Genomic DNA, 26,063 nt, shown 5'->3' with positions numbered 1-26,063 from the left:
GGCGGCAAGCCGCACCCCCCCTGGGGCATGCCGTTGCGGCTGAGAATTCGTGACCAACGGCCTAGATTGGGCGCACATGGGGGGCGGTCGCGGCAGAGGCAGGGTGACGTTGCGTGATGTGGCGCTCGCCGCGAACGTGTCGACGACGACGGTGTCGGATTCTCTGAACGGCAGTGGTTCGCTGCCCGAGAAGACCCGGCAGCGGGTGCGCAAGATCGCTCTCGAGCTGGGGTACCGCCCCAGCGTCGCGGCGCGTTCGCTGCGCAACGGGCGCACCGGAATCCTGGTGATCACGATGCTGCCCAGCGATGTCGACGTCGAATCATTCTGGCATGTCGACTATTTCATGCGCGTCATGGCCGGAGCGGCGATCGAGGCGAACCAAAGCGGCTTCTTCCTGGCAGTAGCGCCGGCACACATGCAGTTGGACGTCGCGCACGACGGACTCATCGCCGTCGACCCGGCCAAGGGAGATGAGCTGCTCGAATCCGCGCGCCGGCGCGGCACCCCGGCGAGCACGGTGGGGCGCACCGACTCCGCCGCGGCGAGCTGGGTCGACAACGACTGGGCGGGGGTTGTCGCCGACGTGCTGGATCATCTCGCGCGCGGTGGATCGCGTCGTCCGATGCTCCTCGCCCCGGACTCCCCTGCTTCGTACATCCATTCCGTCGAACGTGAGTTCACCTCATGGTGTGCCCAGCGAGGATTTGCGGCCCGCAGTGCGCGCATCCAGGGCGCCTTCAATCCCTCGGTGGCCCGCGCCGCCGTGCGCGACATCCTCGACAGTCCCGAACCCCCGGACGCGCTGTTCGTCGGCCTGGATCAGCTCGCGCTGGCCGCCGAACTGGCCGCGATGGACCTGGGCCTGCGCGTTCCGCAGGACCTCATGCTGATCAACCTCGGCGATGGTGCGGCGGTCGCGCTTGCGCCCGTGCCGATCTCGGTCGTGGAACTGCACGCCGAGGAGATGGGGCGCGCAGCGGTCCGGATGTTGGTCGACCAGATCGAACGGGACGCCGACGCGCGTCACGAGGTGGTGCCCGGAAAACTGGTTGTCCGGGCGAGTTCTCGACGCGACGACCAGGAGCGCGTCATCAGACGGTAGCGCGCGCTAACAGGAACGTTACTGTGGCGGCCACTCCACGACACAGGACGTGCCTAACTTCTCCCGGTAGCGACAGGAACGTTCCTGTACGCGCAGCAGCACCGCCGAAGGAGCGCTTGTGGAGGATCTCGAGACCCGTCCGGTAGTGGACACAGCCACCGCCAGTCCGATGCGAAGGGAGTTCACGACGTGGTCGGCGGGGATGCTCGGCTTCGTCTTCGTCTCCCCGATCGTCGCGATGTACATGGTGTTCGGGCTGGGTCTGGCTGCCGCCGGTCCCGGCTTCTGGTGGGCGCTGGTTGTCGTGCTCATCGGCCAGGTTCTCATCGCGGTGACCTTCGGAGTGCTGGCATCGCGGTGGCCGATGGCCGGCGGCGTCTACCAGTGGTCGCGACGTCTGCTCGGTTCGGCCTACGGGTGGTTCGCCGGCTGGGCGTACATGTGGACGCTGATTGTGACCATGACAGCCGTGTCGTACGGGGGCGCGCTGTTCGCCGCAGCCGCTTTCGGCCTCGATGCGGGCAACCAGAAGCTCATGTCCGTGGTCGGAGTGGTCATCCTCGCCGGGGCGGTGCTCGTCAACGTGCTGGGCCGCGCGGCAGTACGGGTGGTGGGCTTCCTGTGCCTGATCGCCGAGGTCGTCGGATCTGTGGGCATCGCGGTCTGGCTGTTGTGCTTCCACCGGGTCAACAGCGTCGAATCCCTTGGCAGCGCATTCACCTGGCCGTCGGACACCGCCTTCATGGCCACCCCGTTCGTGGTCGCGGTCATGTTCGCCGGCTGGTCTTTCCTGGGCTTCGAGAGTGCGAGCACTCTGGCCGAAGAGGTCGCGCAGCCCAAGCGTGACATCCCCAAGGCGATCGTCGGATCCCTCGTCGGCGTCGGAATCGTCGTGCTGTTCACGTGCTTCGCCTTCTTGATGGCCATGCCCGAGTCCGCCGCCACTGAGGCCGACCCGGTGGCGGCCACGCTCACCGCATACCTGCCGGCGCCTGCGTTCAAGGCGACGATGGTCCTGTTCGTCATCGCCTACTTCGCCACGGTCGTCGCGGTCAGCTCCGCGGTCTCACGCATCGTGTGGTCCTACGGACGCAACGGTGAGCTGCCCGGAAGCCGTTACCTCAGCAGACTCCATCGGCGCATCAACACCCCCACGACCGCTACCGTCGTCACCGGCGCGATAGGGATCGCGTTGTACGTGCCGTTCCAAAGTGAGCAGATCTACACGCTGCTGGTCACATTCGTCACCGCCGGATTCTTCATGTCGTTCGCCTTCCCCGTCGTCGGGCTGGCGATCAGCAAGATACGGGGCACCTGGGACCGCACCGAACCGACCTTCCTGGGCCGCGCCGGACACGTCGCGGGATGGCTTGCGCTGGTGTGGGTGATCGTGGAGATCGTCAACGTCCTGTGGCCACGCACCGGTGAGCCGTTGGTCGACTGGGCACCTTTCATCGTCACCGTAGTTTTGTTCGTCGTCGGCCTCGTCATTCGTTCGCGGTTGCGACTCAACGCAGCTCCGGGCGTCACGAGTGCCGAGCTCGAACCACAGCCCTGACCCTCGATCGAAACCGCAAGACACCCACCATTTATCGAGAAAGCAGTGATTCTCACGTGAAAGACAAGAAATTTCATCTCGGCTGGTTCATGAACTTCACTTCCGACATGTGGACCGGGCCGTTCGAGCAGAGCGGCGGGACACCGTGGGACGGCCAGTTCTATGTGGAGATGGCGAAGAACCTGGAGCGTGCGGGCTTCGACTTCATCATGATGGAGGACAAGCTGGCCGTCTCAGAAGCGTTCGGCGGCACCAAAGAGGCCGTGCTCAAGCATGCGGTGGGCATGGTGCCCAAGCATGACCCGGCGCACCTGGCCACGCTGATCAGTGCCTCCACACAGCATCTCGGTGTCGTGGCGACGCTGTCGACACTGGGTTATCCGCCGTTCCTGCTGGCCCGGATGTGCTCGACCATCGACCACATCTCGCATGGACGGTTCGGCTGGAACATCGTGACCAGCGCCGAGAACGCAGCTGCGCAGAATTTCGGTCTGGACGTGCTGCCACCGCGGGAGGACCGCTACGCAATGGCGGACGAGTACATGGATCTGGTCTACCAGCTGTGGGATTCGTGGGAGCCCGACGCCGTCGTCGTCGACCGCAAACGCGGTGTGCACACCGACTTCACCAAAGTCCACGAGATCAACTTCCACGGCAAGTACTACAAATGCCGCGGTCCGCTCAACACCGCACCCTCGCCGCAGGGCCGACCGACCTTCCTGCAGGCAGGTGGGTCCCCGCGCGGACGTGACTTCGCCGCCAAGCACGCCGACGCGATCATCACACTCGCCGACGGGGTCGACGGCATGCGGGCCTACCGCGAGGACATCCGGGGCAGAGCGGTGGCCCAGGGCCGCAATCCCGACGACATCAAGGTCATGTACCTCGTGGTTCCGAACCTGGGTGAGACCACCGAAGAGGCATTGGCGCGACGCGCGCGGATGACGGCGTCACAGGCGTTCGCTGACCAGACGATGTCGTTGATCTCGTCGATCACCGATATCGACTTCGCCCAGTTCGACCTCGACGCACCGCTGCCGCATCTGACGACCAACGGCGAACAGGGCTCGCTCGACAAATTCCAGCAGCCAGGGTCGGGCAAGACCCTACGTGAGCTGATCTACGACTCGGCCGACTTCTCTTCGTCGTATCCGTTGATCGGCACGCCGTCCTCGATCGCCGACGAAATGGAATGGCTCATGGACGAGGTCGGCGGCGACGGTTTCCTCATCACCCTGCACAATCAGGGAGTGAGTCGCAGACACGTCATCGAGGTCACCGACGGCTTGGTGCCCGAACTGCAGCGGCGCGGCCTGGTGCGGACCGAGTACACGCAGCCCACGCTGCGCGAGACGCTGCGGGAGTTCTGAGCTGACCGCGCGAGTAACCGGCATGCGCACCCTCGATGTGGCAGTTGTGCAGGAGCCCGCGGTGGTCGGCGACGTCGCCGCCAACTCGCGACGCGCGGTGGCGATTCTCGCCGAACACCCGGGGGTGGACATCGTGGTCCTCCCCGAGCTGTTCCTGTGCGGCTACCGCCTGGACACGGTGGGGACCGCAGCAGTGGAGGTGTCCTCCGCCGCCGTTGCGGAACTGTGCGGTGCCGCCGCCGCGCACGGGACGGTGGTGCTCACCGGATTCGCCGAACGTGCCGGCGATGCGGTGTACAACTCGCTGCTGTGCATCGATCCGACGGGTGCGGTAGCCGGGGTCTATCGCAAGACGCACCTGTTCGGCGCCGAGGCCGACGCCTTTGCGGCCGGTGACCGCATCGAGGTGATCGAGGTGGCGGGACTGCGGCTGGGCCCGATGATCTGTTTCGATGTCGAGTTCCCCGAAGTCGCGCGCACACTGGCACTTTCGGGCGTGGACCTGTTCGTCGTCGCATCGGCCAACATGGAGCCCTACCACCGTGATCACCGGGTGGCGTGCCTGTCGCGCGCACTCGAAAACCGCACTTCACTGGTCTATTCCAATCTGGTGGGTGCCGAGGCCGGCCTCACGTTCGTGGGCGGCTCCCGGGTCGTGAGCGGTGACGGAGACGTGATCGTGGAGTGTGGCGGTGCAGTGGCGACGGCACAGTCCCGCTTGACGCTGGGCGCCGGTGTCGACGAGGACGTCGACTACCTGCGTCACCGGCGGCCGGAGTTGTACCGCCTGTCGTGACCGGTGCGGCGGGCACGCGGTCGCAGCGACGCACGGCTAGGTTTATCGGGAATCAGGAAAGGAGTCGGTCATGGGCACACCGACACGTGCCACCTACCGCACGATGGCCGAAGGCACCGCCGAGGACTACGCGCTGATCAGTCGCGCCGAAGAGGTGAACAACGCTGCCCTGGTACCCCGCGTCCTGTCGCTGGTGGAAGTGCTCGCCGACGGCGAGCAGGCCTATCCGATCAGCCGGTTGGACCACTCACTGCAGTCGGCGACCCGTGCCTTCGACGACGGACGGCCGGTTGACTACGTCGTCGCGGCGCTTCTGCACGACATCGGTGACACCTACGCACCCCATGCCCATGGCGCGTTCGCCGCGGCAGTCCTGGCGCCCTACGTACCGGAGCGCATCGCCTGGATCGTGAAGGTCCATCCCGAATTCCAGCAGTACTACTACGCCCCCCACATGGGTGGCGTCCGAGACGCCCGGGAACGGTATCGCGGCCACCAATGGTTCGACGACTGTGTCGAGTTCTGCGAGAAGTACGACCAGAACTGTTTCGATCCGCACTTCGCGCATCGTCCGCTCGAATTCTTCCGCCCGATGGTCGAGCAGGTCTTCGCTCGCGAACCGTGGACCGTCACGCACTGATCCGAAGTCGGCGGATTGCATCTCTGATTCGTGTGATGCCCAGCGCATTTCAATAATGGGCGCGGCTACCGACGAGTGTCGTCCTCGATGGTGCGACGGACCGTGGTGAGTGCGTCGGTGAGCGTGCTGAGTTCGGTTGAGCCGAGGGCCAGGCGTATTGCCTGCGGCGGATTCTCGGTGATCGCGAAGGGCTCGGCTGTCGATACCGAGATCCGGTGTGTCGCCAGAGTGGCAGCGATCCGGTCGGCGCGGGCGCTTTCAGGTAGTGGCAACCAGGTGAAGTAGGACGTCGGATAAGCATGCTGCTGAAGGGGTTTCAATGTCTCGTAGGCGATCGCCTGCCTCAGGGCGGCGTCGGTGCGTTTCTCGGCTTCGAGGCGGGCGACCGTTCCGTCCTCGAGCCAGCGCGTGGCGATCGCAGCGGTAAGGGCGGGTGTGTTCCAGGTGGTTGCGCGAATCGCTCGTTCGATGGCGGGCATGCGTGCCAGCGGTGCGGCGATGAACCCGACTCGCAGTCCGGTGGCGACATTCTTGGATAATCCGGAGACATACACGGTGATGTCCGGAGCGGTGGCGGCCAACGGTGGCGGGGGCCGGCCAGCAAGGTAGGCGTACGAGGCGTCTTCGATGATGAGTAGCTCATGTTGGCGGGCGGTGGTTGTCAGATGTCGCCGGGCATCCTCGTCCATGACCCACCCAAGCGGGTTGTGAATTGTGGGCATGGTGTAGATGGCACGTACCGGCCGGTGCTGGCACAGGCGTTGCAACGCGTCCAAGTCGGGACCGGCGGGATTCGTTGGGATGGGTGCGAGTTCGAGACGCAAAGCTTCGGAAACCACTTTGAACCCGGGGTAGGTGATGGCGTCGGCAGCGACCAGGTCACCTGGCCGCAATGCGGCGAGGGCGGTGACGGTCAGCCCGTGCTGAGCGCCGTTGACCACGGCGACGCAATCGGGGGTGAGGTCGAGTCCGCGGTTGAGCAGATGCGTGGCCACCGCGGCCCGGTCGCGTTCACGTCCGCCGTGGGGTTGGTAGCGCAGCAGCGCTTCCAGGTCGCCGGAGCCCGCCAGCTCGCGCAACACCTGGCGTAGGTCGTTGGCCTGCCCCGCAAGCGTGGGGTAGTTGAAGTTCAGGTCTATGGCATCGGCGGCGAGGGCGCGCTGGTCGATGCCGTGCCCGGGGGGAAGCGCCAGATCACGAACGAATGTTCCACGGCCTTGTTCGCTGCTGACCAGCCCCATCGCTTCGAGCTCGGCGTAGACGCGCGAGGCAGTGACGACGGCGATGCCCTCCTGCTGCGCGAGGTGGCGATGGGTGGGCAGCTGTGTCCCGGAGCTGAGCTGACCGGCCCGAATCTTGGCAGCGAAAGTGTCAACGATTCGCTTGTATCGAGCGGCGGGCACTTGCGGATTGTATGCATAACAATTCTTTGACCGTCATGCATATGGGTTCCTACGGTGGCATCACCACACGGAGAGGACACGGTTTATGCACATCGCCATCTTGACCTTCGAGGGCTACAACGAGCTGGACTCCCTCATCGCACTCGGCGTGCTCAACCGCATCCAGAACGACGATTGGAAGGTCACGATCGCCACCCCGACTGCGCAGGTGACCTCGATGAATGGCGTCACCATCAGGCAGATGTCCAGCTTGGAGGAAGCGGTCCAAGCCGACGCAGTCATCGTGGGCAGCGGCATGGCCACTCGCGAGGTCGTGGAAACCCCGGGCATCATGGAGGTTCTGCGGGGCCTCGACCCGCAGCGTCAGCTGATCGCCGCGCAGTGTTCCGGGGCGTTGGTCCTTGCCGAGCTGGGCCTGCTGCGCGATGTGCCCGCCTGTACCGACCTGACAACGAAGCCTTGGGTGATAGCTGCCGGCGTGGACGTGCTGAATCAGCCGTTTTTCGCCAGAGGCAATGTCGCCACCGCCGGCGGTTGTTTGGCGTCGCACTATCTCGCTGGCTGGGTGATCGCGCGGCTGTGCGGGAAGGACGAGGCCGTAGCGGCGTTGCACTACGTCGCCCCGGTTGGCGAGAAGCAGGACTACATCGACCGAGCCTTGCGCAACATCGGGCCGTATCTGCCAGCTGAGGTTCCCGCTCTCGTCTAGCGGCCAGGTCGCTCGTATCGTCGCGGCCAGCGTCGAGGATCCGAACTGGACCGATGCTCGAACGTGTTCTCATTCCTTGTATGTCCAGTTCAGCGGCGGGGCACGCCGACCCTGCGTTTGCGGAAGTGAGAGCCGTCTTTGAAGCAGGTTTAGCCAGCGGCGACGACCTCGGCGCCGCGGTGGCGGTATTCGTCGACGGTCGTGCGGTGGTGGATCTGTGGGGAGGTATTGCCGACAGACGGACCGGACGTCCATGGACGCGAAACACCGCTTGCCCGACTTTTTCCTGTACCAAGGGGGTGACGGCGACTGCGGCCCTCATGGTCGCCCAGCAACGCGGCCACGGTGCCGACGAACCAGTGAGCGCCTGGTGGCCAGAATTCGCACAACACGACAAGCACGAGACCACACTGAGTGACCTGATGGCCCACCGGGCCGGGTTGCCCGTCTTGGAGCGCCCGGTCTCGGTGGCCCAAGCCGCGGATCCCGTGGCGATGGCCGACCTGTTGGCGCGCCAAAGCCCGCTCTGGCGGCCCGGGACCGAACATGGGTATCACGCTTTGACTTTCGGATGGCTGGTCGGTGAGTTCGTGCGCCGCCACACCGGTATGACAGTCGGCGAGTTCACCCGGCGCCGCTTGGGCGACCAGCTGCTCATCGGTGCTTCCGGTGCGGCGGTGCGCGAGGCTGCCCGGATCAGTTCGCCACCGCCCGAGCAGCGTGTATGGAGCGTCGAGAACGCGCCGCCGATACCAGACGACACGGTCGCCGAGATGGAGGCCGCGATCGGCGATTCAGAATCGCTGTTCATTAGGGCTTCATCGAATCCCGTTGCATCCTATAACGATCCAGAAGTACTGGCGGCCGGCTGGCCGGCAGCTGGCCTAGTGGCCACCGCTCGTGATCTGGCCAATTTCTACGGCGACCTGATCGGCGGAACCCTGGTCGCTCCGGGTTTTCTGCGGGAAGCGATCACAGAACGCGTACGCGGCTGCGACCGGGTGCTGCGCCTGGAAAGCGCATTCGGCCTCGGCTACATGCTGCCGTCACAGAACTTCGTGGTGCCCGAACCTGCGCAACCGACCGTTTTCGGTCACCCGGGGGCCGGTGGCTCGGTGGGACTGGCAGATCTCGAACACAAGATCGCTTTCGCCTTTGTGCCCAACCTGCGTCGCGACTGGCTGGCCGGAGATCGCCGTGCCTATCGGCTCATTGCCGCGGTGTACGACGCGCTGTGACACCGCGACGCAACTGCCCGCGCGGTGTCCGATTCCACGCCGGTGCTTCACCGTCAAACGGTGCTATGGGGCACCCGGGAATGCGCGTGTATCGGGCTGTCATCGCGCACACTAGGACACGCATCCGACGGCAATGGAGGAATGGTGCGGAAATGAGCCCTGTGGCCGAATTCGACTACATCATTGTGGGGGCGGGCAGCGCGGGCTGCCTGCTCGCCAATCGGCTCAGCGCCAACCCTGATCATCGTGTGCTCCTGATCGAGGCCGGCGGCAAAGACAACTTGTTCTGGATCAAGGTGCCGGTGGGCTATCTGTACACCATCGGCAACCCCCGCACCGACTGGTGCTTCACGACGGAGGCCGATCCAGGTCTGGCCGGGCGCAGCATCCTCTACGCGCGCGGCCGCGTGATCGGCGGCTGCTCGTCGATCAACGCGATGATCCACATGCGTGGGCAGGCAAGTGATTACGAACAGTGGGCGCAGGCCACCGGTGACGAGCGATGGCTCTGGGGTGGCGCAGACCGTCCGGGCGAGACACTGGAAATCTACAAGGAGTTGGAGAACTACTTCGGCGGTGCTGACGACTGGCACGGCGCCGATGGGGAGATCCGGGTCGAGCGGCCGCGGGTGCGCTGGAAAATCCTGGACGCCTGGCAGGCGGCCGCTGCTCAACTCGGCATCGAGCCGATCGAGGAGTTCAACCGCGGCGACAACTCCGGCAGCGCGTACTTCCACGTCAACCAAAGACGCGGTCGGCGCTGGTCGATGGCCGACGCTTTCCTGCACCCCGTCGCCCACCGCCCCAATCTCACCGTGTACACCCACTCCCAGGCCGTGAAACTACTGATGGACGATCAGGTCGCAGAGGGTCAGCGCCGCGGCGCCTGGACCACGGCGCAGCACCGTGCCAACGGCGTGCGGCTGCTCAAAGACGGCCAACTCGTCGACGTTCGAGCCCGCCGGGAGGTCATCCTGGCCGCGGGTGCGGTCGGGTCGCCGCATCTGATGCAGGTCTCGGGGCTGGGGCCAGCAGGGCTGCTCGCCCAGCATCAAGTCCCGGTGGTCGTCGATCTGCCAGGCGTCGGCGAAAACCTCCAGGACCATCTACAGCTCCGAACGGTCTACCGCGTCCGGGGCGCGCGCACGGTCAACACGCTCTACCGGAACTGGATCACCCGCGCGGGCATGGGAATTCAGTACCTGCTCCTGCGGTCCGGGCCGCTGACGATGCCGCCGTCCACGCTGGGGGCTTTCGCCAGAAGCGAACCCGCACTGCCCAGTCCGAACCTGGAGTGGCATGTGCAGCCCCTGTCGCTGCCGAAGTTCGGCGAACCCTTGCACCCCTTCGGGGCCATCACACCGTCGGTCTGCAATCTGCGGCCCACGTCGCGTGGCCATGTGCGCATGGCCGATGCGGATCCGCTGACCCACCCGAAGATCCTGTGCAACTACCTGTCCACTGACGCCGATCGTGAGATCGCCGTGCGTGGCCTGCGGATGACCCGGCAGATCATGGCGGCACCGGCGCTGGCCCGCTACCAGCCGGAAGAGACACTTCCCGGCCCGCAACTGGTGAGCGACGACGACCTGCAGGCGGCAGCCCGTGAACTGGGCACCACGATCTTCCACCCGGTGGGCACCGCTGCGATGGGTGCGTTCGACGGACATGGTCGGCCGCGGTCGGCCGGCACGGTGCTCGACACCGACTGCCGTGTATTCGGCGTCGCCGGGCTTCGAGTGGTCGATGCTTCGGCGATGCCCACCATCACCTCCGGCAACACCAACGCGCCGGTCATGCTGATCGCCGAGCGCGCAGCGCGGGCGATCATGGAATGAGTCGGTCCGCCGTTCGCCGGTCGGCACGCGCAATTACAGGGTGGCTACGCGGTTGAAGAATTGATGGGTGAGGCCACTCGGGGTGGCAACGGACTCGACGACGAACCTCCCCCGCAGATCGCCCAGTCCGTCCCACAGAGCGACGCCGTGCCCGAGCACTACGGGCACGATCACCAGGTGCATGAAGTCCACCAGATCAGCTTGAAGGAACTGACGTACCGTCGTCGGCCCACCGCCGAGGCGAACATCGCGGCCGTCAGCCGCGCCTTGGGCAAGGCGCAGAACTTCTTTCGGCGACCCGCTGACGAAGTGGAAGCTGGTTCCATTGGCGAACTCAATCGGCGGATGCTCGTAATGGGTCATGACGAAAACCGGCGTCTGAAACGGCGGTTCGTCTCCCCACCATCCCTGCCATCCGTCGTCTGGCCATTCACCGGTTTGAGGCCCGAACTTTCGCCGTCCCATTATCTCGGCGCCGATGCCCTGACTCCACATACTGGTCAACGCGCGGTCGACGGTAATAGGCTCTTGCACCTTGTCGACGCCATGGATGACGCGACCGTCGAACTGCTCGAAAAGTTGACCGGCATCACCGATCGGATGGTCGAAAGACACGTGGTCGCCGGCGGCATAGCCGTCCAGAGACACATTGAGGTTATGGACCCGGGTGCGCGGCATCGACGCTCCTTCATGGAAACTGAGTTTGTTCGTACAGATGGGGTGACCTCTATTGGCGCCCAATGTCATCGCTGCACGCATTCAACAGGATGCCGACGACCGACGCGTACGATCGTCGGTGATTGACAGTTGAACGATGGGGACGGGCGCGCGTGACAATTGAAACGGGCAAGACGCTGCGCGTCGCCTCGCTGTCTGAAATCCCTGAAAACGTCCCGTATGCGATCGTCGCAGCAGGTGTCGACGTCGTGCTGATCCGTAGGGGCGACGACGTATCGGCGTTGTCCGGCCGGTGTGCGCACCGCGGCGCGCTGATGTCGGACGGCCGCGTCGAAGGCGGGCTCGTGGTGTGCGGCGTACACGGGTGGCGCTACGAGATCGATTCCGGTGTGTCACCGGTCAACCCCGCAATCGCACTGGCCACCTTCCCCGCGTGGGTGTCCGACGGCTCGGTGTACGTCGACGAGTCGGCCATCGCCGAGTTCGCACGCAGTAATCCGCAGACCTACGCCGACGACGGTTACCAGGGCCGGTGGATCAGCGCGTCCGATACCGCCGAGGAACCGTTCGTCACACAGATTCACGAACTGGCCGCACATGGATTGAGCAGAGTGGGCCGGCATGGGCCGACGGCGGCCATGGGCGTGCCACGCGAGCTCCTGCCGTCGTGGGATTCGATCCAAGTGGTCACCGCGCAGCTCGCCCGGCTGCCGCTGATCGACGACGAACCCGTGAGCACCACGACGGTGATCGGCCCGAACGCGGCACGTCCGCTGGTGCTCGACATTCCGTTGTTCGTCAGCGACATGAGCTTCGGCGCTCTCTCCCAGGAAGCCAAGACCGCGCTCGCGGCCGGTGCTGAACTAGCTGGGACGGGAATCTGTTCGGGTGAAGGCGGCATGTTACCCGAAGAGCAGCAAGAGAATTCGAAGTACTTCTACGAGCTGGCATCCGGCCGGTTCGGCTGGAGCTTCGAGCACATGACCAAAGTCCAAGCCTTCCACTTCAAGGGGGGCCAGGGCGCCAAGACCGGTACCGGCGGCCACCTCCCCGGCCCCAAGGTGGTGGGCCGTATCGCCGAGGTCCGGGGCCTTCCGCCGGGCACGGCGGCGATCTCCCCGGCACGGTTTCCCGAATGGACGTCCCTGGCCCAGTTCCAGGATTTCGCCGCGCAGGTCCGCGACGTCTCCGGCGGAATCCCGATCGGTTACAAGATGAGTGCGCAGCAGATCGAGCGCGATATCGATGCCGCACTCGAGATCGGCGTGGATTACCTCATCCTCGACGGCCGCGGCGGCGGCACCGGTGCGGCGCCCACGCTGTTCCGGGACAACATATCGGTGCCCACGATCCCGGCATTGTCACGTGCCCGGCGGCATCTGGACAAGGCGGGCGAGCTCCACGTGACGCTCGCCGTCACGGGGGGCATCCGCACACCGGCGGACATGGTCAAAGCGTTGGCGTTGGGCGCCGACGCCATCGGTCTGTCGAACGCGGCGCTCCAGGCAATCGGCTGCGTCGGGATGCGCGCATGCAACACCAACACCTGCCCGGCCGGCATCGCCACGCAAGATCCACGCCTACGGGCCCGGCTTCCCGTGAGCGCAGCAGCAGAGCGGTTGAACCGGTTCCTGCGGGCGACGGTCGACCTGATGGTGGTCCTTGCCCGGGCGTGCGGTCACCAGCGTCTTGCCGACTTCGAACTCGACGACCTCGTCACCTTCGACCGCGACTTCGCCTATCTGAGCGGGGTCCCTTACGCAGGAGCCATACCGCTGTGACTGATCAAGGTCTCACCTGGCACAAGGCCGTCGACGCCGGCGATCTCGACGAGGGCGAAGTGACCACCTGCCCGGTCGGACTCAAGACAGTCGCGCTGACCAGACTCGACGGTCGTTACGGTGCCATCGACAACCGGTGTCCCCATCAGGGTGGCCCGCTCGGTCAGGGCACCCTCGAGAACGACAAGATCCGCTGTCCGTGGCACGGTTTCGACTTCGATCCGTTCACTGGCGAGGCCGCAGGTGGCCCCGACTTCAACGTCCGCACCTACCCCGTCGATGTCCGCGCCGACGGCGTCTACGTCGGTGTACCTGAACCTGCCCCGCACGTGCGGACGGTCAGTGACGTACTGGTCGAGACCATGACCAACTGGGGCGTCGACACGGTCTTCGGCATGGTCGGACACTCGAACCTCGGCATCGCCGAGGCCATGCATCGCGCCGAAACCGCCGGGAAGATCCGGTATTTCGGCATCCGCCACGAGGGTGCCGCAGCATTCGCAGCTGCCGCGTACGGGAAGCTCACCGGTCGGCCCGCCGCATGCCTGGGTATCGCCGGTCCAGGCTCCACGAACTTGCTGACCGGCCTCTATGACGCAAAATCCGACCGCGCACCAGTTCTGGCTCTATCCGGGAACGTCGATTCCTCCGTGGCGGGCAAGGGCGCGTTCCAGGACATCGATCTGCTCGCGGCATTCGCCGACGTGTCGGTGTACTCGGCGATGGTGCGTTCTGGCTCCGACCATGCGGAGCTGATGACGATGGCCCTCAAGCACGCCATCATCGATCGCGGGGTAGGCCATCTCGTGCTGCCCGACGAAGTGCAGATCCTCGCGGCCCCCGCCGCATCGACCTCCGGCCCCGAAGGCCGCATGCCCGACCTTCGGGTGTCTCCCCCGCCGGCTTCGGTCGACCAGGCCCTCGCGTTGATCAGCACCGCGACCAGACCGCTGGTCGTCGTCGGTGCCGGAGCGAAGTTCGACATGCCGGCGATCATCGCCCTGGCCGAACGGCTGAATGCGCCGGTGGTGACCACTTTCAAAGCCAAGGGACAGATCTCGGACGCCCACCCGCTGGCCTGCGGAGTGCTGGGCCGCTCCGGTACACCGGTCGCATCGTGGATGATGAACAAGGCCGACCTGCTGCTGGTATTCGGCGCGTCCTTCTCGAATCACACCGGGATATCGCCTTACAAGCCGATCATCCAGGTGGACACCGACCCCATGATGCTGGGCCGCTTCCGCCCCGTCACGGTGCCGGTACTCGGTGACGCAGGGGTTGCCGCCGCCGCCCTTCTCGACGGCCTCCGTCCGAACCCCGTGCTGGTGGATCAGCGTCCGGAAATTGCCGAACGTTGGTCGGTGTGGCGCAAGGAAAAGACCCGGCGTGCGGTCAAGCGTCTCGACGGACGTGTCGCTGCCGCAACCGTATTCGAGGAGCTCGACCGACTGGTACCGCCGAATGCGGTGCTGACGGTGGACGTCGGCAATCACGCCTACTCGTTCGGTCGGTACTTCGAAGCCGCAGAACAATCGGTGCTGATGTCCGGGTATCTCGGATCCATCGGCTTCGGATTCCCCGCGGCGATGGGCGCCTGGGCCGCCGCACCGGACCGTCCCATCGTCGCCATCACCGGCGACGGCGGCTTCGGTCAGTACCTCGCCGACTTCACCACCGCGGTGAAGTACGACATGAACATCACGCACATCCTGCTCAACAACGGCGAACTCGCGAAGATCAGCGAGGAACAGCGCAGCGCCGAGTACGCGGTCTGGCAGACCTCCCTGCAGAACCCGGACTTCGCCGCGTACGCCCGCAACTGCGGCGGCTACGGCAGACGCGTCACCGATCCACGGGATCTCGGTCACGCGATCTCGGAAGCGCTCAGCCACCCGGGGCCGGCCATGGTCGAGATCCTGACCGATCCGGCCACCCACTGAGACCCCGACTCCGACGGGCCGTCACGTACCGATGCGAGCTCGACCAGAGGCGCATCTAACCGGACCAGGCACGCACCTCGGTGACTGCGAGATAGGCGGCACGGCCGATCGCGGTATCGACGATCGGCAACGACAGATCCGAGCGTGCTGCGCGAGTGAACACTGATACGGCTATGGGTACCTCACCTGGAATCTTGACAACGGCTGCCTCGTTGCGGATCGGGCCGATCGTTCCGGTCTTCCCCGCCACAACGACGTCGGCGAACGGAAATCCCGAACGGATCCGGTGTGGCCAAATCTGCTGGGCAAGAATGGTCCTCATCTTTTGACAGCTAGTCGGCGCGGCTGCCTCATCGGTCCAGATTGCGCTCAGCGTGGCGTTGATGTCGGCAGCGCTCGTGGCAGTCGGGTAGGCAGGATCGAACGCGGCGCGCTCGTGAATCCTTTTGTTGACCTCATACGACAATGAGTCGCACGGACCTTCCCCTCCTGTGTTCGCCCGATGAAGCCGACGCCGCGGGCAGCGATCGCCGAGGGGCCGATCCGACTGCCCTTTACAACCCTCCGAACCGGTGTGACAGTGGACGTCGGGGATCACCGCTGCGGACCGCAGGTCGCCCCTCGGCCGCCCCCGTTGATTTCGGGCGGGGGCGTGAAGATGCAGCAGGCCGACGACGCGTTGTCCAAGAAGCCGCTGGAACAGGTGTTGAGCGAGTTGGACAGCTCGGCGCACGGGCTGACCACGGCCGAGGCGCAGCGGCGACAGCAGCAGTACGGGGCCAACGAGATCGCCGAGCGCCGCCGAAATCCGGTGCTGGCATTCCTCGCATACTTCTGGGCGCCCATCCCCTGGATGATCGAAGCGGCACTGGTGTTGTCGCTGCTCGCGCGGCATTGGGCCGACGCGGCGATCATCGCCGTGCTGCTGGTGATGAACGGGTTGGTCGGCTTCGTCGAGGAACACCAGGCGGCCAACGCCATCGACGCGCTCAGACAGCGTCTGGCCACCTCGGCGCGGGCATTGCGGGACGGCGTGTGGGTGACCGTGGAGCTGCGGGATCTGGTGCCCGGGGATGTCGTGCGGGTTCGACTGGGCGACGTGGTGCCCGCTGATCTGCGGGTGCTCGACGACACGACGGTGGAGGTGGACCAGTCCGCGCTGACCGGGGAGTCACTGGCGGTGTCCCGCGGCCGCGGTGAGGTGCTCTACTCGGGGTCGGTACTCGTGCGCGGTGAAACCGACGCGGTCGTCTACGCGACCGGGGCCTCGTCGTTCATGGGGCGCACGACCTCATTGGTGCAGACTGCGGGCACCGTCAGCCACTTCCAACAAGCGGTGCTGCGCATCGGCAACTACCTCATCGTGCTGTCGGCGGCCCTTGTGGCACTGACGGTCGTGGTGTCGCTGATCCGTGGCAATGCGGTGCTGGAGACACTGGAGTTCGCCCTGGTCGTCACGATCGCCTCGGTGCCGGTCGCGCTCCCCGCGGTGCTGTCGGTCACCATGGCCGTCGGTGCCCGGAAGCTGGCCCGCCACCAGGCCGTCGTCAGTCACCTGCCCGCGGTCGAGGAACTCGGCGGGGTGGATGTGCTGTGTTCGGACAAGACCGGCACGCTGACCGAGAACCGCCTGACGGTCGCGGAATCCTGGGTGGCACTTGCGACCGACGAGGCCGACCTGCTGCGGACCGCAGCCTCGGCGTCGCGCGCGGAGGACAACGACCCCATCGACATGACGGTGCTGGGGACCGCCGGCCAGACGCCCCCGGCGGTGGTCGAGGACTTCACGCCGTTCGATCCGGTCAGCAAGCGCACCGAGGCGACGATTCGCGGTGCCGACGGCCGCTCTGTGAAGGTCAGCAAGGGGGCCCCGCAGGTCATCAGTGCGCTGTGCGCGCAGGACGCTGCGACGAGTCAGGTCGGTGACGTGGTGGAGCGCTTCGCTGACCGCGGGTACCGATCGCTGGGGGTGGCGCGCACCGACGGCCGGGGCGACTGGCGTCTGATGGGCGTGGTGGCCCTGGCCGATCCGCCCCGGGACGACTCCCCCGACACCATTCGCGCGGCGCAGCGGCTCGGCCTCGAGGTCAAGATGGTCACCGGCGACCAGGTCGCCATCGGCCGCGAGATCGCCCGCCAGGTCGGTTTGGGCGATCACATCGTGGACGCCGCCGCGTTGGACACCGCCAAGGACGACGATGCCTTGGCCGCGCAGGTGGGCACGGCCGACGGCTTCGCCCAGGTGTTTCCGGAACACAAGTACCGCATCGTGCGACTGCTGCAGGCGCGCGGGCACATCGTCGGGATGACGGGCGACGGGGTCAACGACGCGCCGGCCCTGAAACAAGCCGACGCCGGCATCGCGGTGGCCGGGGCAACCGAGGCCGCCCGCGCCGCCGCCGACGTGGTGCTGCTGGCGCCGGGACTGTCGGTGATCGTGGAGGCGATCCGGCAGGCCAGAGAGATCTTCGCCCGGATGACCAATTACGCCACTTACCGCATCGCCGAGACCATCCGGGTGCTGCTGCTGATCACGTTGTCGATCGTTGTCCTGAACTTCTTTCCGGTCACCGCGGTGATGATCGTGTTCCTGGCGCTTCTCAACGACGCCGCGATCCTGACGATCGCCTACGACCGTGTTCGGGGTTCGGACCAACCTGTCTCCTGGGACATGCGTCGTGTGCTCACCATCGCCACCACGCTGGGCGTGATGGGTGTCGTCGAGACCTTCCTGCTGTTGGCGATAGCGCACTCCGCCTTCGGGCTCGACGAGGACCTGATCCGCACTCTGATCTACCTGAAGTTGTCGGTGTCGGGACACCTGACGGTGTTCGTCACCCGTACCCGCGGGACATTCTGGTCGCGGCCGGGCCCGGCGCCGGTACTACTTGTCGCGGTGATCGCCACTCAGGTGATCGCCACACTGATCGCGGTCTACGGAGTGTTGATGACCCCGCTGGGTTGGGCGTGGGCCGGGGTCGTCTGGGGCTATGCCCTGGTCTGGTTCCTCGTCGAGGACCGGGCCAAGCTCGCCGCGCAGCACCTGCTGGATCGCCGTCACGCCCGAGCGGGGCCGCGATGACGCCGGGCGCGTCGTCCGGGAGCCCGACGAGCGTGCGCCGAATCCCGTTGTGGCCCGGTGTGTTGGCCGCAGACACGCACGCTCGCGACTAGAGGGCGAAGGCTTGGGGTGGGCCGGCCAGCGTTGCCTTCGCTTCGACGGCCATGGGGTCCAGGATCTCGATTTCGCCGGCCTCGAGTCCGTCGAGCGCCAACCGCACCAGATCGGCGGGATCGATCACGGCGCCGTCGGGAAACTCGATGCCATTGCGCTCGGCAAAGTCGAAAAGCGTTTGGGTACCGACCAATCCGGGCACCAGGGCGGCGACCAGCGTGCCTTGACGTTCGAGTTCGACGCGCACGCCGTTGGTCAGCCCCCACTGCGCGGATTTGGCTGCGGCATAGGCGGTGTTGCCGTCGACGGTGTTCCACGCGGCCGCGGACAACACGTTGAGGATGGCGCCGCCGCCGTTGCGGGCCAGGATCGGTGCGAACGCCCGGATCATCGCGAGGGTGCCGTAGTAGTTCGAGTCCATGGTCGAGCGGATGGCGGCGAGATCGCCGGTGACGAGGTTTCCGCCTGCGGTGTCGGCGGCATTGTTGATCAGGACGTCGACGTCGCCGGCACGTTCGGCGACCGCGTCGACCGAGGACTGGTCGGTGGTGTCGAGCCGCAGCACCTCGGCGCCGGACAGGTCCACCGACTCGGGTCGCCGGGCCGTCGCGTACACCTTCGCTCCGCGGCGGAGGAGTTCCGACGCGAAGTGGTGCCCGATCCCCCGGTTCGCACCCGTCACCAGGGCTGTGGAGCCTTGTAACTTCATCTGTCCTCCAGCTGTTCTCGACATTTCAACTAAGATGACCGTGCGGTCAACTTGTCTTCGCGACGATGCCAGAAGATGACCGATCGGTCAACTTGGTAGTCTGGGGCGGTGATTCTGCGTGCGGATGCGGCCCGTAACCGCGAGCTGTTACTGGCCGCGGCCGAGGAGGAGTTTGCCGAGCGGGGTCCGGCCGCCTCGGTCGCCGACATCGCCCGCCGGGCGGGCGTCGCGAAGGGCACGGTGTTCCGGCACTTCGCCTCCAAAGAGGATCTGATCGCGGCCATTGTCTGCACCCATACCGCTGCCCTCACCGCTGCCGCCCGGCGGCTGGCGGACGCGCCCGATCCGGGGTCCGCGCTGCTGGAGTTCCTGACGATTGCAGCAGACCAACGCCAACGGCACGATCTGACATTTCTTCAGTCGGCCAGCGAGAGTGATCCACGGGTCACGGAGGTGCGCAAGGAGCTGCAGACCGCACTGGGGACGCTCGTCGACCGGGCCCACGACGCGGGCGCGCTCCGGCCCGACGTCACCATGATGGACGTCTTCCTGTTGATGTGCGCGCCGGTGCACGTCGTCGAGAACCTCGCTGCCCCAGCACCTCTGCTGTGGCAGCGCTATCTCGCCATCATCTTCGACGGGTTGCGCCCGGAGGGGGCGCATCCACTCCCCCAACCGGGCCCCGCGCTTCCCTGACGGCGACGAACGTCCTGCGATCAGGCAGGCCGCCGCGCGATGGCCTGCCGGTACAGGTCTGAGGCTGCGCCCATCGCGGCTTGAATGGTCCTGTAGTAATGAGTCCCGACGCCACCGTTGCGCTTGCGCAGTTGCGGGTTCTGGGCGAGCGTGGCCGCTTGCACGTGGTCGCCGGCGATGCCGTGCTTCTTGTACGCCTCGAGGAACCGTGCGATGAAGCGGGTGATCGACGTGTTCGGGTCCTGGCGCTCGGCGACGGTGCCGAAGCTGGCTTTCTCCTGGAACAGGCCGATGACCTCGTCAGCCGCGGTGCCGCGTCCCCCGTAGGCCTGCACACCACCGGATACGGCTGGGCGGAAACTCGATTCGATCTTCGCAGTGGCGATGACTGTGGTGATCTGCTCTTCGCTCAGACCGGCGGCGTGACCATGGTCGACGATGGCCTTGACGATGTCCTGCGCGTTGGAGTCTTTGTGCACCACCAACGGCGCCGCGGGCACGACCGCCGGTGGCTCGGGCACGACCGCAGCTGCATCGGCTACAGCCACGGGTGCCTGGGGGGCGGCTCCAGCCGTGGTAACCGCTGCATCATCCGCCGGACGCTGCTCTACCGCGACCTCTGTATGCCGGTGCGCCGGCGAAAGAACCACAGCTGCACCGCCGAGGCCGGTGATGACGAGAAGGGTTGTGACGATCTTCGTTCCGTGCTTCTGAACTCGGAACATCGTGGTGGATTGGCCGACTTTCGGCATGGTCTTGCTCACTTCGTTGCGTTCTGTACTTGTGGAACCGTGTCGGACACGGTCCCTCCCTCTCGGCGCTGACGACGGCAGCGTTGAACTGCCGACGGGGTGGGCTGGGGGCGACTGAGCGCCAACCCGGCCGGATGCACGCCAGAGAAAGTTTGCTGTGTGCGCTACCGCTGCGATGGCGCCAAGTGGGCCTCTCGGCGGCAGGTCACGCGTGTGGCGACTGACTCATCTGTTGCTATATTGTGATATATGCCATCTACCTGGCGATACTGCTCGGTAACAAGCTGGTCTAAGCATATTCCAGTTTTCGTTATCCGGCAAAGTCCGGGGATTGACTCGCCAGCAGCGGTGTGCCCACGCGGGAGCGATCGCCGGGTTGGTGTTTGCTGGCTGGCGGCGATGCTGCATCGGTTGGGAGAACGTAGTTCAGTTCAGTCAGTGTCGGGGGTCACGTGACAGCGGACTCAGGCGAGGCGTCGTCGCGGCCTCCCGACTGCAGTTCTGCGGACTGCCTCTCCCTCGGTTCGGGGTGTGTAGAGGAATCGAACGTCCTCGTGCCGCCGGTGTGCGATCCATATTGTGCAGTCCGACAACGGTGTTCGACGACATGCTCAGAGGGTTCTTGGCACTGCCGGTGATGAGCCAGGATGATCGGACGGCGCCTTGTCCGCCAATTCGACTGGATTGCAGGCGCATAGCCCCACAGGTCGAGCGATCACGAGAAATCGCGGCGATGCGATCCTGCTTCTTCAGGCGGTGTGCGATAGCGCCATCGCAGTGAACAAGACGAGGCGCACAGTCACGCGAGATGCGTGTAGTCGATGCCGCCGCGGGTACTCTGACCGTCGTGCCTACCCCTGAGACGTCCTTGCTGCGCCGCCACGCCCGGGGCTGACGAGTGGCGAAATCCGTGTTGGGGCGGGGTACCGCCCGCGCTCGCGTGCTGGAGTCCGCGGTGGCGCAGTTCGCTGAACACGGTGTCAGCGGTACCACCTTCCAGATGATCGCCGACAGCATCGGCGTCGGTAAGGCGTCGGTCTACTACCAGTTCCGCTCGAAGGAAGACATCGTCGCGGCCGCCGCTCAGCCCATGTTCGACGATATGGCTCGCGTGGTGGCGATCGCGGAGGCTGTTCCGGATACCGGCACCCGCCGGGAGATCACCATCAGCGGGCTCATCGAGACGATCGTGCGGCACCGCCGGCTGGCAGCCGTCCTCAACGGTGATCCGGCCCTTGAGCATCTGATCCAGTCCCGCGGGGATCTCACTGATCTGGTCGACCGTCTCACCGACTTGCTCCTCGGCGGCGATCAGGGGCCGGCCGGCCGGGTAGTCATCTCCATGGTCACCAATGGGATCTATGCTGCCGCGACCGACAAGTTTGTCGAGGATGTCAGCGACGCCGACCTACGCCGCACTCTGCTGGAAGCCGCGCAGCAATTGCTTCGCACCGCATCGTATTTCGAGTGAGTCGGCCGTCGTCACCGGCCCGGACTACCACGTCCAGACGCCGGGATCGGCGGGCGGATACTTCGCGCAGTTCTTGGTGCCGTGCGCGACAACGCCCTTGTTGTTGAAGAACAGTTTGGCCCAGTTCGGCCAGTTCCAGGCGAGCTGCTCGTAGAAGGCGTTGGTGGCCGTCTCCTCCGAATAGGCGCGCCGCCCCGCGTAGTCCATCGAGAAGAACCAGGTGATGCGATCCCGCGTCCACCGCTGCACCTCGGGGGACTTGTTCTTGTAGTCGATCATGTAGCGCTCGTAGTACACCGGGTTGGTGTCGCGCACGGCGGCCATGTACTGGTCGACGGTGCAGGTGGTTCTGAGCATATTGCTCGGGATCGGATACTCGTCGGTGGCATCGGCATTCGCGAGGGCCGGGGTCAGCGTCAGCGTGGCGACTGCGGCGATGACGGCCAGGCCGGCACCGGCGAATCTATTGCGTGACAAGGCGTAGCCCCTCGATCTGCTCCGGGCAGTAGGTGTTAACCGCGCCGCCGACGAACTGCCAGGCCTGTTCGGTGGTGGTGCCGGTGTTGAGTTGCGCGTGGACGAATTCGGCCGATTTGAAGGGGTCTGCATCAAGGCCGGTGCGCAGGCGTTTGCACATGATCTTGGCAATCCAGGCGTTGTAGTCCTTCTGCCCGTAGATGCCGTAGGTGTGCAACTGCGCGGCGAACGCCGTATCGGGATCGGCGTGCGCCACGGGCGCAGCGGCGACTGCCGACGCCATCACACCGACGATCACTGCGGACGTCACCTTCGCCATCCTCGTCACAGCAGGGCCTCCTGCGGCTGACGCTGAATCGGTGGCCAGGGCTGCGGTTTCGGCCGGGACCGGACGTGTTGCGGCCACCAGAACCATCTGCCCAGAAGTGCTGCGACAGAGGGCATCATGAACGAGCGGATCACCAGGGTGTCGAACAACAGGCCCAGGCCGATGGTGGTGCCGACCTGGCCCATGATCGTCAGGTCGCTGACCGTCATCACCATCATCGTGAAGGCGAACACCATGCCGGCCGCGGTCACCGTCGAACCGCTGCCGCCCATCGTCCGGATCATGCCGGTCTTCAGTCCGGCGTGGATCTCCTCCTTCAGGCGGGCGACGACCAACAGGTTGTAGTCCGCCCCCACCGCCAGCAGGATGATCACCGCCATCGGCAGCACCATCCAGTGCAACTCGATGCCCAGGATGTGCTGCCACAGCAGCACCGATACGCCGAACGATGCGCCCAGGGAGAGGATCACGGTACCGACGATCACCGCGGCAGCCACGATCGCACGGGTCAGGAAAAGCATGATCAGGAAGATCAGGCCGATCGCGGCGATCCCGGCGATCAACAGGTCATATTTGGTTCCGTCGGCCATGTCCTTGAACGTGGCCGCGGTTCCGCCCAGGTAGATCGTCGAGCCTTCGAACGGCGTGCCCTTGATCGCCCGCGCGGCAGCGGTCTTGATCGCATCGATCCGCTCGATGCCCGCGGCCGACATCGGATCACCCTCGTGGTTGATGATGAACCGCACCGCATGCCCGTTCGGCGACAGGAACTGCTCCAAACCTCTTGCGAAATCCGGGTTGTCGAACGCCTCCGAAGGAAGGTAGAACGAGTCGTCGTTCATCGCATCGTTGAAGGCCTTGCCCATTTCGGTCGAGGTTTCCTGCATGATGCGCTGTTGTTCCTGCATACCCTGCTGGGTCTGCTGCATGGTCAGCATCATCTCTTTCATGCTCACCATGGTCTGCTTCATCTCGGGCATGATCGCGACCATCTGCGGCATCAGCTCGTTGAGCCGGTGCATCTGCGGCATCATCTCGTTCATGTCCGAGGTCATCACGTCCATGCCGTCGATGACGTCGAATACCGAACGGATCGACCAGCACATCGGGATGTTGTAGCAGTGCGGTTCCCAGTAGAGGTAGTTCCGTATCGGGCGGAAGAAGTCGTCGAAGTTGGCGATGTTGTCGCGCAACTCTTCGATGTTGAGCACCATGCCGTCCATGGACGACACCATCTTGCTGGTGGTGTCCGCCATCTCGACGGTGATGGCGTTCATCTTGTCCATGTTCTCGATCGTCTTCTGCATCTCCGCGACCTGGTTGGACATGTCGGCGGTGCGGTCGGCGTTGTACTTTTCGTTGAGCCGCTGCAGGGTGCCCTGCTGGCTGATCGCATACGGGATCGTGGTGTTCTCGATCGGGGTGCCGTCCGGCCGGGTGATCGTCTGCACCCGTCCGATGCCGTCGACCTGGAAGATGGCCTTGGCGATTTTCTCGATGACCAGGAAGTCGGCCGGATTTCGCAGGTCCCGGTTGCTTTCGATCATCAGCATCTCGGGGTTCAGCCGCGCCGGGGAGAAGTGCCGCTCGGCGGCCGCGTACCCCTGGTTGGAGCTGATGTCATCGGGCAGATACAGCCGGTCGTTGTAGCTGGTCTTGTAGCCGGGCAGTGCCAACAGACCGATCAGGGACACGGCGATGGTGGTGATCAGAATGGGCCCCGGCCACCGCACGACGGCCGCACCCACCTTGCGCCAACCCCGGATCCGCATCGAGCGCTTGGGATCCATGAACCGACCTGCCACGGTGACCATTGCCGCACCGAACGTCATGGCCGTGACGATCAGTACCAGCATGCCGATGGCCAGTGGCACGCCGAGGGTCTGGAAGTACGGCAACCGGGTGAAGCTGAGGCAGAACGTGGCACCGGCGATCGTCAGACCGGAGCCGACGATGACGTGTGCGGTACCGCCGAACATGGTGTAGTAGGCCGACTCTCGGTCCTCACCACTGCCCCTGGCCTCCTGATAGCGACCGACGAGGAAGATGGCGTAGTCGACAGAGATCGCGATCGCCAGGGTGACCAGCAGGCCGGTTGCGAAGGTGGAGAGACCGATGATGTCGTGGTATCCGAGGAAGGCCACCGCGCCGCGGACCGTCAGCAGGCTGACCACGACCATGCCGATGATCATCACCGTCGTCATGATCGACCGGAAGATGATCAGCAACATGATGATGATGACGAGGAAGGTCAGCGCCTCCACCAGACGCATGCTGCCGTGGCTGGCTTCCTCCTGTTCGGCCGTCATCGCCGCGGAGCCGGTGACGAACACGGAGACACCGTCAGGCGCCTGCATGTCCTCGACGATGTTCTTCACCGCCGCGATGGACTCGTTGGCCAGCGCCTCGCCCTGGTTGCCCGCCAGGTTCGCCTGGACGTAGACGGCCTTGCCGTCGCCGCTCTGCACGCCCGACGCGGTCAGCGGATCACTCCACAGGTCCTGGACATGCTCGACGTGGACGGTGTCGGCTTCCAGTTTCTCGATCAGCTCGGAGTAGTAGCGCCGGGCGTCGTCACCCAGCTTCTCCTCCCCCTCCAGCACGATCATCACCGAGCTGTTCGACTCGTACTCTTCGAAGACTTCACCCATGCGCTCGGTGGCGATGACCGCGGGCGCCTCTTCGGGACTCATCGACACCGACCGCATCTTGCCGACGGCTTCCAGCTGTGGCACCGAGATGTTCAGGAAGGCGGCGATGGCGATCCAGACCAGGATGATCGGGATCGCGAGCTTGCGGAAGACGCGGGCGATGCGGCCGAAATGCGCTGTCTCGTGGGGTGCGGAACCGGCAGTGACGATAGGGCCGGTGCGCGCATCGGCGCTGTGCGCGCTCACGCGGACTTCACGATGCAGAAGGTCTGGACGTTGGTGCCGCGGACGCTGCGTTCGTCCTTCAGCTCGCCGTCCACGAGAACCCGGCAGCCGAGGAAGCTCGTCTTGCCCTGGGCCACGATATTGGCCGCAGCTGACGGCTTCATCGTCTCGAGCGTGAGCGACCAGGGCAGGACCGCACCGTCAACGCGTTGCGGCTCGCCCTCGAGGTCCACGTAGTTCACATCCACTGCCGCCCCTTCCGGGCCAAAGATCTCGTAGGTCACCACTTTTGGATCGAAGGGCTCGGGATCGTTCGCGAACTCGATCGGTGTCACCAGGGGTGGTTCGGACCCGAAGACGCCTCGCACACGGTCTACGGCGAACGCCGCGACTGCGACCACGACGGCCATCACAAGAGGCAGCCACACCCGCTTGAGCAGTTGCATCCCGAGGTTCCTCCTGCGCTGATATGCCATCGACCGACCCAAGTTATACAGATGGTCTACTTAAAACAAACGAGCGG

Annotated in this window: 22 protein-coding genes; 13 read left to right on the top strand and 9 right to left on the bottom strand. The window is 65.3% G+C overall.

Annotated elements, in window-relative coordinates:
- The first annotated feature begins 103 nt into the window (after positions 1–103).
- From MVA01S_RS04935 to MVA01S_RS04915, 5 genes are all read left to right on the top strand, one after another.
- Complete coding sequence (locus MVA01S_RS04935) at positions 104–1,105, top strand: LacI family DNA-binding transcriptional regulator (RefSeq protein WP_237024181.1); 1,002 nt, start codon at positions 104–106, stop codon at positions 1,103–1,105.
- Positions 1,106–1,274: 169 nt separating this feature from the next.
- A complete protein-coding gene (locus tag MVA01S_RS04930) occupies positions 1,275–2,663 on the top strand; it encodes an APC family permease (protein WP_237024180.1) in 1,389 nt (462 codons plus the stop codon).
- Positions 2,664–2,719: 56 nt separating this feature from the next.
- Positions 2,720–4,033, top strand: coding sequence for an NtaA/DmoA family FMN-dependent monooxygenase (locus MVA01S_RS04925; protein ID WP_003932493.1), 1,314 nt, complete (start codon positions 2,720–2,722; stop codon positions 4,031–4,033).
- 22 nt (positions 4,034–4,055) lie between these two features.
- A complete protein-coding gene (locus tag MVA01S_RS04920; protein ID WP_040542425.1) occupies positions 4,056–4,829 on the top strand; it encodes a nitrilase-related carbon-nitrogen hydrolase in 774 nt (257 codons plus the stop codon).
- A 70-nt stretch (positions 4,830–4,899) separates the two neighbouring features.
- Complete coding sequence (locus tag MVA01S_RS04915; RefSeq protein ID WP_003932491.1) at positions 4,900–5,469, top strand: HD domain-containing protein; 570 nt, start codon at positions 4,900–4,902, stop codon at positions 5,467–5,469.
- Positions 5,470–5,534: 65 nt separating this feature from the next.
- On the opposite strand, the gene MVA01S_RS04910 is transcribed toward MVA01S_RS04915, so the two are convergent.
- Positions 5,535–6,872 carry an aminotransferase-like domain-containing protein gene (locus MVA01S_RS04910; RefSeq protein ID WP_003932490.1) on the bottom strand — a complete coding sequence of 446 codons (1,338 nt, stop codon included), beginning with the start codon at positions 6,870–6,872 and terminating at the stop codon, positions 5,535–5,537.
- An 85-nt stretch (positions 6,873–6,957) separates the two neighbouring features.
- On the opposite strand from MVA01S_RS04910, the gene MVA01S_RS04905 reads away from it, so the two are divergent.
- From MVA01S_RS04905 to MVA01S_RS04895, 3 genes are all read left to right on the top strand, one after another.
- Positions 6,958–7,581: a DJ-1/PfpI family protein gene (locus MVA01S_RS04905; protein WP_003932489.1), complete on the top strand. Its 624-nt coding sequence runs from the start codon at positions 6,958–6,960 to the stop codon at positions 7,579–7,581.
- An 80-nt stretch (positions 7,582–7,661) separates the two neighbouring features.
- On the top strand, positions 7,662–8,819 hold the full coding sequence (locus tag MVA01S_RS04900; protein ID WP_040542422.1) for a serine hydrolase domain-containing protein: 1,158 nt from the start codon (positions 7,662–7,664) through the stop codon (positions 8,817–8,819).
- A 152-nt stretch (positions 8,820–8,971) separates the two neighbouring features.
- The gene (locus tag MVA01S_RS04895; RefSeq protein WP_040542419.1) at positions 8,972–10,657 is read left to right on the top strand and encodes a GMC family oxidoreductase; all 1,686 of its coding nucleotides are present in this window, start codon (positions 8,972–8,974) and stop codon (positions 10,655–10,657) included.
- Positions 10,658–10,690: 33 nt separating this feature from the next.
- Here MVA01S_RS04895 and MVA01S_RS04890 read toward each other — a convergent pair whose 3' ends face one another.
- Positions 10,691–11,335, bottom strand: a complete 645-nt coding sequence (locus tag MVA01S_RS04890; RefSeq protein WP_003932486.1) for a dihydrofolate reductase family protein — start codon at positions 11,333–11,335, stop codon at positions 10,691–10,693.
- A gap of 152 nt (positions 11,336–11,487) precedes the next feature.
- Here MVA01S_RS04890 and MVA01S_RS04885 point away from each other — a divergent pair, with 152 nt between their 5' ends.
- Together MVA01S_RS04885 and MVA01S_RS04880 are read left to right on the top strand one after the other, a co-directional pair.
- Positions 11,488–13,116: a glutamate synthase-related protein gene (locus tag MVA01S_RS04885; RefSeq protein ID WP_003932485.1), complete on the top strand. Its 1,629-nt coding sequence runs from the start codon at positions 11,488–11,490 to the stop codon at positions 13,114–13,116.
- On the top strand, positions 13,113–15,056 hold the full coding sequence (locus MVA01S_RS04880; protein WP_003932484.1) for a thiamine pyrophosphate-dependent enzyme: 1,944 nt from the start codon (positions 13,113–13,115) through the stop codon (positions 15,054–15,056). The genes MVA01S_RS04885 and MVA01S_RS04880 overlap by 4 nt, the downstream gene beginning before the upstream one ends.
- A gap of 55 nt (positions 15,057–15,111) precedes the next feature.
- Here MVA01S_RS04880 and MVA01S_RS31230 read toward each other — a convergent pair whose 3' ends face one another.
- The gene (locus MVA01S_RS31230; RefSeq protein WP_157895619.1) at positions 15,112–15,522 is read right to left on the bottom strand and encodes a serine hydrolase; all 411 of its coding nucleotides are present in this window, start codon (positions 15,520–15,522) and stop codon (positions 15,112–15,114) included.
- A gap of 192 nt (positions 15,523–15,714) precedes the next feature.
- Here MVA01S_RS31230 and MVA01S_RS04875 point away from each other — a divergent pair, with 192 nt between their 5' ends.
- Positions 15,715–18,138, top strand: coding sequence for a plasma-membrane proton-efflux P-type ATPase (locus tag MVA01S_RS04875; RefSeq protein ID WP_040542577.1), 2,424 nt, complete (start codon positions 15,715–15,717; stop codon positions 18,136–18,138).
- Positions 18,139–18,226: 88 nt separating this feature from the next.
- Here the strand turns inward: MVA01S_RS04875 and MVA01S_RS04870 are convergent, their stop codons facing one another.
- Positions 18,227–18,940 carry an SDR family NAD(P)-dependent oxidoreductase gene (locus tag MVA01S_RS04870; protein ID WP_040542416.1) on the bottom strand — a complete coding sequence of 238 codons (714 nt, stop codon included), beginning with the start codon at positions 18,938–18,940 and terminating at the stop codon, positions 18,227–18,229.
- Between the two features lie 108 nt (positions 18,941–19,048).
- On the opposite strand from MVA01S_RS04870, the gene MVA01S_RS04865 reads away from it, so the two are divergent.
- Positions 19,049–19,636, top strand: coding sequence for a TetR/AcrR family transcriptional regulator (locus tag MVA01S_RS04865; protein WP_003932481.1), 588 nt, complete (start codon positions 19,049–19,051; stop codon positions 19,634–19,636).
- A gap of 20 nt (positions 19,637–19,656) precedes the next feature.
- Here MVA01S_RS04865 and MVA01S_RS04860 read toward each other — a convergent pair whose 3' ends face one another.
- A complete protein-coding gene (locus MVA01S_RS04860) occupies positions 19,657–20,400 on the bottom strand; it encodes a hypothetical protein (protein WP_237024179.1) in 744 nt (247 codons plus the stop codon).
- Positions 20,401–21,343: 943 nt separating this feature from the next.
- Between MVA01S_RS04860 and MVA01S_RS04855 the strand changes: the two genes are divergently transcribed.
- On the top strand, positions 21,344–21,859 hold the full coding sequence (locus tag MVA01S_RS04855; RefSeq protein ID WP_435405909.1) for a TetR/AcrR family transcriptional regulator: 516 nt from the start codon (positions 21,344–21,346) through the stop codon (positions 21,857–21,859).
- Between the two features lie 24 nt (positions 21,860–21,883).
- Here MVA01S_RS04855 and MVA01S_RS04850 read toward each other — a convergent pair whose 3' ends face one another.
- The 4 genes from MVA01S_RS04850 to MVA01S_RS04835 are packed head-to-tail and all read right to left on the bottom strand — an operon-like array spanning position 21,884 to position 25,986.
- On the bottom strand, positions 21,884–22,336 hold the full coding sequence (locus tag MVA01S_RS04850; protein WP_003932478.1) for a DUF5078 domain-containing protein: 453 nt from the start codon (positions 22,334–22,336) through the stop codon (positions 21,884–21,886).
- On the bottom strand, positions 22,323–22,655 hold the full coding sequence (locus MVA01S_RS04845) for a DUF732 domain-containing protein (RefSeq protein ID WP_003932477.1): 333 nt from the start codon (positions 22,653–22,655) through the stop codon (positions 22,323–22,325). The genes MVA01S_RS04850 and MVA01S_RS04845 overlap by 14 nt, the downstream gene beginning before the upstream one ends.
- A gap of 5 nt (positions 22,656–22,660) precedes the next feature.
- Positions 22,661–25,561: an MMPL/RND family transporter gene (locus MVA01S_RS04840; RefSeq protein ID WP_003932476.1), complete on the bottom strand. Its 2,901-nt coding sequence runs from the start codon at positions 25,559–25,561 to the stop codon at positions 22,661–22,663.
- Entirely contained in the window at positions 25,558–25,986 is a 429-nt protein-coding gene (locus MVA01S_RS04835; protein ID WP_003932475.1) for an MmpS family transport accessory protein, read from the bottom strand. The genes MVA01S_RS04840 and MVA01S_RS04835 overlap by 4 nt, the downstream gene beginning before the upstream one ends.
- Positions 25,987–26,063: the final 77 nt, after the last annotated feature.

Source organism: Mycolicibacterium vaccae NBRC 14118 = CIP 105934 (assembly GCF_001552715.1).
GTDB lineage: Bacteria > Actinomycetota > Actinomycetes > Mycobacteriales > Mycobacteriaceae > Mycobacterium > Mycobacterium vaccae.
The sequence above is the reverse complement of the archived record's forward strand: the minus strand, read 5'-3'. Positions and strand labels throughout refer to the sequence as shown.